The sequence below is a fragment of the Neobacillus niacini genome (assembly GCF_048572935.1).
Classification (GTDB): domain Bacteria; phylum Bacillota; class Bacilli; order Bacillales; family Cytobacillaceae; genus Neobacillus; species Neobacillus niacini.
The window spans coordinates 1,379,883-1,392,953 of record NZ_CP183883.1; the positions used below are offsets into that span (position 1 = coordinate 1,379,883).

Sequence of the window (13,071 nt, forward strand, 5' to 3'; positions counted from 1 at the left end):
GCTGGCCGGGATAGTGCGAGAATGGATGGGAAGGATATTGTTTAGTAAAGGAAAAATTTTCGAATGGTGATTAAATGAAACTTCCTGTTGGTATTACTGGATTTTACGATTCGAAGAACAAGCAGCCTCCTAAAGTGGATGGAAAACAATTTAAACAGGTGTGTGTTACTCTGGTAAATCGTAGTGGTGGAAAAGTGTTAAAGTTTAAAGAACCGCAATATCCAATGAATTTCTATGACATTGAAGTTAAGGCTTTTCATAAGCATTTTCATATCTTACTTAATGAACATTATCCTTATCTAGCTTTTGCTTCCGTTGTTGAGTATGGGAAGATCAATTTTATTGATGTACCCGAACTAAAACAGTTTTCTTCACTTTATAAAGTTTTGAGTGTAGAGGAACTAAATGAACCTTTAGTGTTAAACCACGATTCTAAAGAGGGGATTTTACAAATTGAAAATGATTTGAATCGTGCTGAGTTGGAACAAGTAGCTTATTGGAAGCCTAATAGAATTGGGGATGTTATCTTCAATTATTGGGACTAGTGTGAGGGAAACAACTTTTCTTGAAGTAGAAGGGAGCAACGGCCTTTCCTGGATTAATCGTGGTAAGGCCGTTTTGTTAGAGTGTAGTGTTGATTTGTAACATTCTCATTTTATTCAAATCATTGTTCACCCACGGTTTCGGTCAAATAGAGCACAAATCACCGTTGGATTTTATAATGACTTTACTTTATATAGAGTTAGCGAGCAACGTAACGGCTGCACTTAGAAAGACGGTGCCAGTCATAATGGCAATATAGAGTAGAATTTTTTTCCTCTTTTTTCTCTTCATAGCCTCTTCAGGCGTGGTCCACATACTTTTTGACATCAAAAATTCCCCTCTTTCATTTGATGGTAGCTGGCTGGCAGGTCCAAGGACGGAAGCCCCTATAGCTTTGCGTCCTCACTTTTCAGTGAGTTTGCCTTTAGATAAATACTTACCATTATAATCATATAATTAGAGAAAAGTCACTAATTTTCGACAAAATTCGCGACGATTCACCAAGAGTGCAATAGTGAGGATGTTGCCTGCTTTTTGGTCCGAGTTGAATAAAAAGAGCTGTCTAATATGGACAGCTCTAGTGAAATATTACTAGCAACTTGCTTAGGAGTAACAAGCTGCATTACTATTATCGACAAATTTTTTAGAATTGACTAGCCCTTTTTTGAAAAAAGTTATTTTTAAATTAAGGCTTGTTATTATTCACTGTTGTATTTCGTGGAAGTATGAGAAATCATAGGCGGAAAAATTCCTGTAATTTATATAGAAGAAGCTCAAGAAGCTGATATAAGCGGAAATTTTTCGCTTAACTGCTCAAAATAAGACAAAATCCAAAGATTTGGATCATCTAAAAGGAAAAACTCCTCTTATTTTTATGATATTAGAGGTAATTCTCAAGTTAGCCGGAATTCTTTCGCTTATTTTTCATAATAACATTCAGTTGTAACAGAGCTTAAAATGGTAGTAGAAAAGAAAAATGTAGGGGAATGTTTAACATTTAGAGGTAGTTTGCGGCCGTTTCAATTCCAGCTATCGAAAACCCTTTTGTGTTTGGCGAGTCCTGTGGCACGGAATTTGCATGAATTTATATGAAAAACAAAAGGAGGAGTTCTACTATGATAACCAAAGTACAGACAGAAAACGCACCAGCCGCTGTAGGTCCCTATTCTCAAGCGATTATTGCCAATGGATTTGTTTTTTTATCAGGAATGCTGCCGCTTGATCCAAAAACTGGGATTATGATTGGAGAACATGCTGGTGAACAAACGGAACAAGTGATGAAAAATATTATTGGATTGCTGGCGGAGTTAAATTTAGGTCTTGAAGATGTTGTGAAGGCTACAATTTTTCTAGATTCTATGGATTCCTTTCAAAGTGTGAATGAGGTTTATGGGTCGTATTTTACCAACCATAAACCTGCCAGAAGCTGTGTTGAGGTTGCAGCAATTCCAAAAGGAGCTTTAGTAGAAATAGAAGTAATTGCTTTACAAAATAACAAATAAATTTTTTTCTCTGAAGAGAATGCCTTTATTAGTAGGGGCTTCTTTTTTTATAAAGAGGCAATCCACATATTTTTTTTGAATAGTAAACTTCTAAATTTTTTGAATTATCTATCTGCAAACCTCCAAAACGATTCTACTTAATGCTAAACTTTATAGTAATCTAATGGGCATGAATTCATATGGGGGGAACTTATTTTGGATTTGCTTACTATTCAGCCGGTTGTACAACAAATAGCAGATGCGATTGCTTCTGTTCTCAAGATTGAAGTCGAAATTGCCAATCACCAATTTATAAGAGTGGCTGGAACGGGGGAGCAGAAAAACGGCGTTCTTACTAAGATGGAAGGAGATTTGGTGTACAGGTCTGCCATCCGCACGGGCCGCCCAGTAATTATTGGTAATCCAGGTTTTGAAGAGATTTGTAAGCGATGTCAACTGTATCAGGATTGTCCGGAAACAGGGGAGATTTGTACACCAATTTTTTACAATGATATCTCCCTCGGAGTCATTGGGTTGCTTGCGTTCAACCAGGAACAAAAGCAACGGTTATTCGAGAATTCTGAGGGTATTCTAGAATTTTTAAATAAAATGTCAGACTTACTTGCAAGTAAACTGCATGAGCATGAAGTGATGGAAAGATTAAAAGATTCCTCCAATAAATTGACACGAATGATGGACCTTGTCGAGCAGGGCATTGTTGTGATGGACAACTTTGGGCAAATTCATGAGATGAATGCGAAAGCAAAAATGTTACTTGGGTTATCGGAGAGTACGTTCCCGGCGGCTATTAAGGAGCAATTAAAAGAACTGGTTCAACATCATCAAGGGAAGGGAAAAACCGTCCAACTTGCTATTAATGGGGAGGAAAAATCGTTTTTTATTGTTAGGCAGGAACTTTCAAAGTATGGGAATCAAGTTGAACATTTATTTATGATTCAAGCTGTGGATGAGATTCAGCATTTAGCGGAGAGAACGGCCGAGGACCGAAAGAAAGCTTTTAATCCGATTATTGGGAACAGCCTTTCGATGAAGGAAATTAAAGAATATGCGTTTCGTGTTTCTCAATCGAATTCGACCATTTTAATTCAAGGGGAAAGCGGGACAGGGAAAGAGGAATTTGCAAGGGCTATTCATTTATCAAGCCCAAGAAAACAGCGTTCGTTTATTACCGTAAACTGCGGGGCGATACCAGAACATTTATTGGAAAGTGAATTATTTGGTTATGAGAAAGGTGCCTTTACTGGAGCCAATCCGTCTGGTAAACCTGGAAAGTTTGAGATGGCCCATCAGGGAACGATTTTCCTTGATGAAATTGGGGAAATGCCTTTGCACCTGCAGGTGAAGCTGCTTCGGGTACTTCAGCAAAAGGAAGTTGAAAGAATTGGCGGGGTTAAGACGATTCCTCTTGATGTCAGGGTCATTGCGGCCACGAATCAAGATCTTCAACATATGGTGAATGAAGGTAGATTTCGTGAGGATCTATATTTCCGATTGAATGTCATCCCCATTTTCATTCCGCCTTTACGAAATCGGAAGGAAGATATCGTCGACTTAAGCTATTATTTTATTCGTATTTTTAATGAAAGTTTTGGGGCAAAGATACTAGGATTAGATAGTGACGTGATGGAGTTCATGCAGCGTCACGTATGGAAGGGAAATGTTCGAGAATTACGGAATTTCATTGAGTATTTATTTAATTTTTTCACCAATGGCTGGATTACGATGGAGGATGCCGGGCCAATGATTCAGAAGAAATTGAATATAGCAGAAGAGAAGGGGCCTTCCCCGTTCTATTCCATTGATGAAATGGAAAAGCAGTTGATTGAAAAAGCGTTGCTCTACATTAAGCAAAATCATGGGAAAATTGAAGATGCCAGTACCCTTTTAGGAATCGGAAGGGCTACTTTATTTAGAAAAATGAAGAAGTATCAAATCGATACTCAGTATCAATCTGATACTAGCTCCTAAATTTCCTGTTTTAATCATAGTGAAGTGATTAATAGCTTCTGCTAAGGTATCAATCTGATACTTTAGCAGACTTTATTTTTTTTTGTGACCTTTAAACAAAGAATTTATATGTTGGCACGGTACTTGCATTATTGTTTAATAAGTCAGAAATTTTAGTTTTATTAAAGATAGGAGTGATAGAGTGAAGCAAACAGTTGAGCATAAAATCAAATGGGTTAAAAATCGATCCTACTATCCGGAGTATAACGAGGATGAGTTAAAACACTTTACGAATGAAGAAATTAAGGGTGTTTTGCAATTTCAGCGGACACACGACGATTATACGAATACTCCTCTGTATTCTTTAAAAAGACTTGCAAACTATCTTAATGTTGCAGATATCAAAGTAAAGGATGAGTCCAAGCGTTTTAGTTTAAATGCCTTTAAGGTGATGGGCGGTATTTATGCGGTTGGAAAATATCTAGCGGATGTGCTTGGAAAAGATATTCAGACGCTATCTTTTGCAGAACTTCGGTCGCCGCAAATAAAGGAGCAGCTAGGAGAACTTACTTTTATATCAGCCACGGATGGTAATCATGGCCGAAGTGTTGCATGGGCAGCCCGGGAACTTGGGCATAAATCCGTGATCTATATGCCAAAAGGGTCATCCCTTGAACGCTTGACTGCGATTCGAAATGAAGGTGCGGAGGCAGATATAACGGACGTTAATTATGATGAAACCGTTCGATTATGTGCGAGATTAGCGGAGGAGAATGGCTGGATTATGGTTCAAGATACGGCTTGGGAAGGTTACGATGAGATTCCGCTATGGATAATGCAAGGCTATGCAGCGATCGCACAAGAAATTCTGGAAGAATTGGAGACACAATCGGAAAAACCGCCAACCCATATTTTTCTCCAGGCTGGAGTTGGTTCGTTTGCCGCTGGTATTGCCGCTTATTTTACGCAGTACTTCAAAGAGCAAGCACCCAAAATTATTGTCGTCGAACCAAATCTAGCAGACTGTTATTATCGTTCATTCCATAATGAAACAGGGGCCATGCAATTCGTTACAGGTGATATGAATACCATTATGGCAGGTTTAGCGTGTGGGGAACCGAATACACGGGCATTCCGGATATTAAGTCAATATGCATGGGCCGCTTATTCTTGTGAGGATTCTATCTCCGCTCTGGGAATGAGAGTGCTAGGAAACCCGCTTGGTGAAGATCCAAAAATTATTTCAGGAGAATCCGGGGCCGTTCCACTAGGCCTGCTCGTCCACCTTTGCACACAGCAAGAAAACCTAGAAGCCCGTGAGGCACTGGAACTCGATTCATCATCCCGAGTACTAGTCATCAGCACAGAAGGTGACACCGATCACCAGCATTACCTGGACATCGTTTGGAAGGGACTTTATTCGTAAGCGGTGTAGCAGTAGTGGTGCCTGTCACCAAATATACATGATATGAATAATTATTCAGGAGGTATACGAGAATGTTATCAGAATGTCGAAAGCAGCAGGTTGTGGAGTTGTGTCAGGAGCTTGTGAGGATTCCTAGTTATTCTGGGGAGGAGGGTTTGGTTGCCGAGCGAATTATGGAGTATGCGAAGGATCGTGGGTTTGATGAGGCAAGGTCGGATGAGTTCGGAAATGTGCTGCTGGTGGTGAACGGGGATCAGCCGGGACCTGTTATCCTATTTGACGGACATATTGATACGGTGCCTGTGCAAAGGGAAAATTGGACGCTTGATCCTTATTCAGGCGAAATCCGGGATGGGAAGATTTATGGACGAGGTACTTCTGATATGAAGGGTGCGGTCAGTGCCATGATTACCGCAGCGATTCATTTTGTGGAAGACACCCATAAACGGTTTCCAGGGAAAATTGTCGTTTCTTGCAGTGTCCACGAGGAATGCTTTGAAGGCGTTGCGACAAGGAAAGTGAGTGAAGCCATCCGTCCAGATTATGTGGTTATTGGGGAGGCAACAAACTTGAACCTTAACCACGGCCAGCGGGGGCGTGCGGAAATTGTTGTCGAGACAATTGGAAAGCCGGCACATTCCTCGAATCCAGATAAGGGAATCAATGCTGTCACTAAGATGATTAAACTCTTATCTGCTATCCAAGAGCTGCCTGTCCAGAACCACAGCGTGTTAGGAAAAGGAATTCTAGAGTTAACCGATATTAAATCTTCTCCTTATCCAGGAGCATCGGTTGTTCCTTCTTATTGCCGTGTGACCTTTGATCGTCGTCTGCTTGTGAATGAAACGAGAGAATCTGTACTCGCTCCGATTCTGGCTTTAGTCGACCAACTAGAGGTTGAAGACCCTAGCTTTAAAGCAAATGTCAGCTATTCCACTGGAGAAGAGCGCTGTTATACGGGGGCTGTCATTGAAGCAGAGCGTTTCTTCCCAGGGTGGCTTTATGATGAAGGAGAGGAATTTGTCCAGGCTGCCTATCAAAGGCTTCGTGAACTAAATACAGATACAAAGCTTTCCCATTATTCCTTCTGTACCAATGGAAGTCATTTTGCAGGTGAAGCCAATATTCCTACCATTGGCTATGGTCCTTCACTGGAGCATTTAGCTCATATTGATAATGAATATATAGAAATTGATCAGTTAACGAAGGCAGCAGAAGGCTATCGGGTCATTATGGAAGCGCTATCTCTACTAAAGAAAAGCAAAAAGGAGGACCTTACCAATGTTTGATTTACTCATTCGCAACGGAAAAATTATTGATGGCACAGGATCGCCCTGGTTTTACGGAGATATTGGTGTGAAAGGCGGGCGTATTGAAAAGATAGGAAAACTTAGTGCTTGCGATGCAAAGGAAGTAATTGATGCCAAGCAGCAGGTAGTTTCTCCAGGATTTATTGATATGCATACTCATTCCGACCTTGTCATTCTTGATGAACCCTTAATTGAGGCCAAGGTTCGACAAGGCATCACCACCGATCTTCTAGGACAGGATGGGATTGCGGCTGCACCTCTTCCAGAGGAATTTGTCTCTCCTTGGAAAAAAAATATGGCGGGGCTCAATGGAACACCGCCAATTGATTGGGATTGGAGAACAGTTGGTGATTATTTGAATAAAATCGAGTCCAACAATCCGAGTTATAACCTGGCTGTTTTGGCACCGCATGGAAATATTCGAATGGAAGTAATGGGTCTAGATAACCGTCCCGCCACCGATGAGGAAATTAAACAGATGCAGGAGGTCCTAAGACGCTCACTTGAAGAAGGGGCGGTCGGGCTGTCAACGGGGTTAATTTATCCTCCATGTTGTTTTGCCGAAATGAAAGAGCTTGAAGCTTTATGTGAGGTAATCGCTGAGTATGGTGTACCGCTTGTGATTCACCAACGAAGTGAGGGCGATGAAATTCTTGAATCCATGCAGGAATTGATCGGTATGATGAAACGCTGCGGTGCTCATCTTCACTTTTCCCATTTAAAGAATTGTGGGAGAGATAACTGGTATAAAACACCGGATGTCTTGAAGAAAATTGATCAAGCGAGAACAGAAGGACTAGAGGTAACGTTTGACCAATACCCGTACACTGCCGGAAGTACGATGCTAAGTGCCATCCTACCCCCATGGGCCCATGATGGCGGAAGTGAAAAAATGCTGGAGCGCCTGACAGATTCGGTTTTAAGAGAGAGAATAGTTTCCGAAATGGCCACGGCTTTAAAAGGCTGGGATAGTATTTCCAAATGGGCTGGGTGGGACGGCATTATTATTACTTCAGTTGACTCAAAAGAGCGTCAGCATGTTGTAGGAAAGACGATTATCCAAATTGCGGAATTGGAAAACCGAACAGACTACGCCAATGTTGCACTCGATCTGATCCTTCATGAAAAAAATGCGGTTGGTATGATCGATTTTGTCATGAATGAAGAATCAATTAAAGCAATTTTAGCTCATCCGGCAGGTACGATTGGAAGTGACGGATTGTTGGGCGGAGAGCCGCATCCACGTGCATTTGGTTCCTTTCCGAGAATACTAGGTAAGTATGTTCGTGAGGAGAAGGTACTGCCATTAGAGAGTATGATCCGGAGAATGACCTCACAGCCTGCAAGAATTATTGGTCTTCAGGACAGAGGGATTCTAAGAGAAGGAATGGCTGCTGATATTGTTATTTTTGATCCTGATCAAATCATTGACCAGGCAACCTTTGAAAAGCCGCGGCAGTACAACATCGGTATTGACACCGTTATTGTAAACGGGCAAGTGGTGATTCAAGGAGAACAGGCATACCGAAAGGCCGCAGGAAAAGTCATCCGTAGAGAGTACAAAGGGGTTCAATCAGGGAAAAAACAGCAGGTTACAGTAGAGTAATCAATCGTTTTTGATGGCAACCATACAAAGGGGGATGATTTATGGGTATTATTTGGACGATTATTATTGTGTATATGGCGGCTATGGTTGGAATCGGGTTATATGCGAAAACCAAAATCAAAGATAGTAATGATTATCATCTTGCAGGACGTCGATTAGGTCCGATTATGCTAGCCGGAACCTTAGCTGCCACTGAGATTGGCGGCGGAAGCTCGGTTGGAGTGGCTTCAAAAGCATATGGTGAGTGGGGACTTTCGGCCGGCTGGTATGTGGTAGCAGCAGGGATTGGGATCTTACTTTGTTCGTTTATCGCACCCTTAATGCGAAGGGCGATGGCCACAACGGTTCCTGAAATTATTGGCAGAAGGTATGGTACAAGTAGTTATGCGATTTCAAGTATCTTGTCTTTTGTGGCATCGATTGCACTGGCTGCGGTACAAATTACTGCAACCGCTACGATCGTCCATGTGTTAACAGGATTTAACTTAACGTGGGCCATTCTTATATCCGGTATTGGTGTTGTTTTTTATACGTATCTTGGCGGAATGTGGAGTGTTACTCTAACGGACTTTGTTCAATTCTTTATCATCGTTTTTGGTTTTGCTATCGCTGTTCCCTTTGCGTTACATAACGCAGGAGGCTTTGATTCCGTCATTTCGAATCTGCCGCCGGAGCAGCTAGGATTTACGAAAATTGGCTGGAAAACGATTATAGGGCTCATTATCTTGTATTTTATGACCTTTTCAACTGGGCAGGAAGCGGTCCAGCGGTATTACTCGGCCCGAAATGAGAAAACAGCTGTTGTCGGTTCGCTATTGTGTGGAATCCTCATGTCCGTTTACGCCTTTATTCCAGCCTTCCTTGGTTTAATTGCGCTAGCTGTATTCCCAAATATCGATGCAAACAATGCCTTAGCCACTGTTTCTGTTGAATTATTACCACCGCTTATCGCCGGCTTACTTCTATCAGGCGTTATTTCAGCAACTTTATCGAGTGCTTCTGGAAATCTGCTAGCGGTAGCGAGTGTTTATGTGAAAGACATTCATGGAACGGTTTTAAAAAGAGAAGTTAAGCCGGAAAATGAATTGAAATTAAGTAAAAGATTGGTTGTTTTATCAGGTGTCGTGGCAATCGTAATCTCCTTATTCAGTCAGGCTATTATTCCTTTACTTGTCTTTGCCTTTACGATTCGCTCAACGGGTCCATTTGCTGCTTATATTCTTGGGTTGCTATGGGATAAAGTTACACCAAGAGCCGGTCTCTATTCCATTGTCATCGGAACCGTAACGGGGGTTGGCTGGCAGTTAGCAAAAGAACCATATGGTATCATGGCTGTTATTGCCGGCTGTGTAGCAAGTCTAATTACCTTTTTACTTGTTAACTGGATCGAACTTAAAAGAGGAGTTCCGAAGGCACCAACTGCATTTAACTCTAACGACTTATCTGTGTAAGGTGCTGCTGTCACAAATGCAGGAGAGAGTGCTTATGGACTAAAAGGGTACCGTTAACGATCGCAAATATTAAAAATGTAACTTAAAATGAGTGTCAAATTGTATATAATTTGACACTCTCATTTTTTATGGATGTAAAGCGGTTTATACGTGTAGTAAGCTTACGTGACAAGATAGTTGAACGAATTGTTATAATAGAATGGAATTGAGTCTTATTTCTGGAGGTGTTAAATGGATTTATATAAAATGGCAGAAAACATAAATATATTAAGTGACTTTCTTGGAAAAAGGGATATTGATTCTTTGACAAGTAATGCATTAGAAGAAAAATATCAAGTTTCACAAACGGATTTACTAATTTTATTTGGTGGTAGTATAGCCTATGGCTGCGACATAGTTGGTAAAGCCATTTCAAATAATATCGCCAAAAACTTTATGATTGTTGGTGGAGAAGGACATACTACAGAGAGTTTACGTCGAGAAATTCATAGTGCTTATCCCGAAATAGTAACTACAGGGAAGACAGAATCCGAAATTATGAGTGATTATATAAGACGGAAATATAATATTGACAATATTTTGTTAGAGCGTAATTCCACTAATTGTGGAAATAACATTACTTATGCGTTAGACGTTATGAAAGAAAATTACCTTTTCCCTAACAATATTATTATTGTCCAAGACTCCACGATGCAGTGCAGGATGGATGCTGGGTTTCGTAAATTTCTCCAGGATTCAAAGGTTAAAGTAATAAATTTTGCTTCATATAAGGTTAGAGTTGAAGTGAAAAATGAAAAAATAATGATTGAACCTTCAGGTATTTGGGGGATGTGGGATATAAAAAGGTATATTTCTCTATTGATGGGCGAAATACCAAGATTATTAGATGACGCTAATGGATATGGTCCTAACGGAAAAAATTATATTGCACACGTTGATATTCCTGTGCATGTATTGAAAGCATTTGAAGAGTTAAAAGTTGAATTTGAAGATTTGGTGAGAGTTGCAAATCCACGGTATGCTTCGAAGTAGGAAGGAAGATTGTGAAGGATTGTCCAGGGTCTTGAGGACAAAACGAGCGGGTATTAGGCAAGATTTGTCCTCAATGCAGGTTCTTGAGGACAAAACGGGTGGGAATTAATCAAGATTTGTCCTCAATGCAGGTTCTTGGGGACAAAACGGGTGGGAATTAATCAAGATTTGTCCTCAATGCAGGGTCTTGAAGACAAACGGGTGAGTATTAATCAAGATTTGTCCTCAATGCAGGGTCTTGAGGACAAAACGAGTGGGAATTAATCAAGATTTGTCCTCAATGCAGGGTCTTGAGGACAAAACGTGTGGGTACCAAACAAGATTTGTCCTCAATGCAGGGTCTTGAGGACAAAACCCGTGAGTACCAAGCAAGGATTTGTCCTCCATGCGGGGTCTTGAGGACAAAACGGGTGAGTATTAATCAAGATTTGTCCTCAATGCAGGTTCTTGAGGACAAAACGGGTGAGTATTAATCAAGATTTGTCCTCAATGCAGGGTCTTGAGGACAAAACGAGTGGGAATTAAACAAGATTTGTCCTCAATGCAGGATCTTGAGGACAAAACGAGTGGGAATTAAACAAGATTTGTCCTCAATGCAGGATCTTGAGGACAAAACGAGTGGGAATTAAACAAGATTTGTCCTCAATGCAGGGTCTTGAGGACAAAACGAGTGGGAATTAAACAAGATTTGTCCTCAATGCAGGGTCTTGAGGACAAAACGGGTGAGTATTAATCAAGATTTGTCCTCAATGCAGGTCGGAGGACAAAACGAGTGGGAATTAAACAAGATTTGTCCTCAATACAGGGTCTTGAGGACAAAACGAGTGGGAATTAAACAAGATTTGTCCTCAATGTAGGGTCTTGAGGACAAAACGGGTGGGAATTAAACAAGATTTGTCCTCAATGCAGGGTCTCGAGGACGAATCGCCGAGTACCAAGCAAGGATTTGTCCTCAATGCAGGGTCTTGAGTACGAATCGCCATAGTACCAAGCAAGATTTGTCCTTAATGCAGAGTCTTGAGGACAAATCTTACTTTTGGTTCAGACCCTTAAGAATAGATTAGTCCCAGGGATGATTAACCCGGGGACTAAGGATGATCTTATGTATGAGAAACAACCAATTCCACGTCCCCATCCAATTCAAACTCACCAAATCCAACTGGAAGGATGAAATGAGTTCCTTTTTTCAACGAATACCGCTCTCCTGTATGCATAAGGGCCCCATCACCATTCACCACACTTACAAGTAAATAATGCTGATCTTCAGAGAATGTTGCTTTACCATGAACATCCCATTTATATACAGAGAAAAACTCAGATTCAACGAAAGTCGTCACAGTGGCATTTTCTCGTTTCTCCACTTTTGGCGTAAAACCGGTTTCTTGGTGTGGTACCGTGGTAACATCAATCGCTTTTTCTAAATGAAGTTCACGTAAATGGCCGTCACTATCTCTACGGTCATAGTCATAGACCCTGTATGTAGTATCAGAGCTTTGCTGTGTTTCTAAAACGAGCGTTCCTTCGCATAACGCATGAATGGTACCGCTTGGAACATAGAAAAATTCCCCCGGCTTGATTTTTACTCTGCGCAGCAGGTCGCTCCATTTCCCTTCATTAATCTGCTGAATTAATTCCTCTTTTGATTTCGCGTTGTGGCCGAAAATCATGTCGGCCCCTTCTTTACAGTCAAGGATGTACCAGCATTCTGTTTTTCCTAGATCACCGTTTTCATGAATTTTGGCATACTCATCTGCGGGATGAACCTGAACCGATAAATCCGCATTGGCGTCAAGGATTTTGGTTAATAGCGGGAAAACGTCTTCTGTAGGATTTCCAAATAACTGAGGCTGCTTTTTCCAAAGTTCATCTAACGTCATTCCTGCATATGGGCCGTTTTCAATGACGGAGGGTCCATTGGGATGAGCTGAGATCGCCCAGCATTCTCCAGTAAGTTCGGTTGGAATCTCATATCCGAATTGATTCGCAAGAGCGGTACCGCCCCAAATTCTTTCTTTAAAAACTGGTTTTAAGAATAATGGTTGCAAAATTCTGACCTCCAAAGTGTCTCTTTAAGTGCTTGCTTGGCCATAGCCCAGCAGCTCCCTATATTTCAATAAAAAATAAGCAGTCCGATTTGTATGAACTGTTAAACTGCTAAAAGATTTATTTAATTTGTACTTTAAAGCAAACCTGTAATCTATGTATCAGGAAGTTTTAATCCCTCCTATCCTCATTCGTTATTCCACGAATAACA

10 protein-coding genes and 1 riboswitch are annotated in these 13,071 nt (G+C 41.0%); of the genes, 8 read left to right on the top strand and 2 right to left on the bottom strand.

What is annotated here, in order from left to right; translation table 11 throughout:
- The first annotated feature begins 74 nt into the window (after positions 1-74).
- The gene (locus ACN6MT_RS06640) at positions 75-545 is read left to right on the top strand and encodes a hypothetical protein (protein WP_419955223.1); all 471 of its coding nucleotides are present in this window, start codon (positions 75-77) and stop codon (positions 543-545) included.
- 187 nt (positions 546-732) lie between these two features.
- Here ACN6MT_RS06640 and ACN6MT_RS06645 read toward each other — a convergent pair whose 3' ends face one another.
- Positions 733-870, bottom strand: coding sequence for a hypothetical protein (locus tag ACN6MT_RS06645; protein ID WP_419955224.1), 138 nt, complete (start codon positions 868-870; stop codon positions 733-735).
- Positions 871-892: 22 nt separating this feature from the next.
- A riboswitch (cyclic di-GMP riboswitch) is annotated at positions 893-976 on the bottom strand.
- A gap of 682 nt (positions 977-1,658) precedes the next feature.
- Between ACN6MT_RS06645 and ACN6MT_RS06650 the strand changes: the two genes are divergently transcribed.
- The 7 genes from ACN6MT_RS06650 (at position 1,659) to ACN6MT_RS06680 (ending at position 10,817) form a co-directional block, all read left to right on the top strand.
- A complete protein-coding gene (locus ACN6MT_RS06650; protein WP_419955225.1) occupies positions 1,659-2,045 on the top strand; it encodes a RidA family protein in 387 nt (128 codons plus the stop codon).
- A gap of 195 nt (positions 2,046-2,240) precedes the next feature.
- Entirely contained in the window at positions 2,241-4,013 is a 1,773-nt protein-coding gene (locus ACN6MT_RS06655) for a sigma 54-interacting transcriptional regulator (RefSeq protein ID WP_419955226.1), read from the top strand.
- 181 nt (positions 4,014-4,194) lie between these two features.
- Positions 4,195-5,418 (top strand): diaminopropionate ammonia-lyase, encoded by a 1,224-nt coding sequence (gene dpaL / locus ACN6MT_RS06660; RefSeq protein WP_419955227.1) that lies wholly within the window; start codon positions 4,195-4,197, stop codon positions 5,416-5,418.
- Between the two features lie 71 nt (positions 5,419-5,489).
- Positions 5,490-6,707 carry a YgeY family selenium metabolism-linked hydrolase gene (locus ACN6MT_RS06665; protein ID WP_419955228.1) on the top strand — a complete coding sequence of 406 codons (1,218 nt, stop codon included), beginning with the start codon at positions 5,490-5,492 and terminating at the stop codon, positions 6,705-6,707.
- On the top strand, positions 6,700-8,334 hold the full coding sequence (locus tag ACN6MT_RS06670; RefSeq protein ID WP_419955229.1) for an N-acyl-D-amino-acid deacylase family protein: 1,635 nt from the start codon (positions 6,700-6,702) through the stop codon (positions 8,332-8,334). Before ACN6MT_RS06665 ends, ACN6MT_RS06670 begins: the two co-directional genes overlap by 8 nt.
- 41 nt (positions 8,335-8,375) lie before the next feature.
- On the top strand, positions 8,376-9,785 hold the full coding sequence (locus tag ACN6MT_RS06675; RefSeq protein ID WP_419955230.1) for a sodium:solute symporter family protein: 1,410 nt from the start codon (positions 8,376-8,378) through the stop codon (positions 9,783-9,785).
- Between the two features lie 231 nt (positions 9,786-10,016).
- Positions 10,017-10,817, top strand: coding sequence for an ElyC/SanA/YdcF family protein (locus ACN6MT_RS06680; protein WP_419955231.1), 801 nt, complete (start codon positions 10,017-10,019; stop codon positions 10,815-10,817).
- A gap of 1,100 nt (positions 10,818-11,917) precedes the next feature.
- Here ACN6MT_RS06680 and manA read toward each other — a convergent pair.
- On the bottom strand, positions 11,918-12,865 hold the full coding sequence (gene manA, locus ACN6MT_RS06685; protein ID WP_419956396.1) for a mannose-6-phosphate isomerase, class I: 948 nt from the start codon (positions 12,863-12,865) through the stop codon (positions 11,918-11,920).
- Positions 12,866-13,071 lie beyond the last annotated feature (206 nt).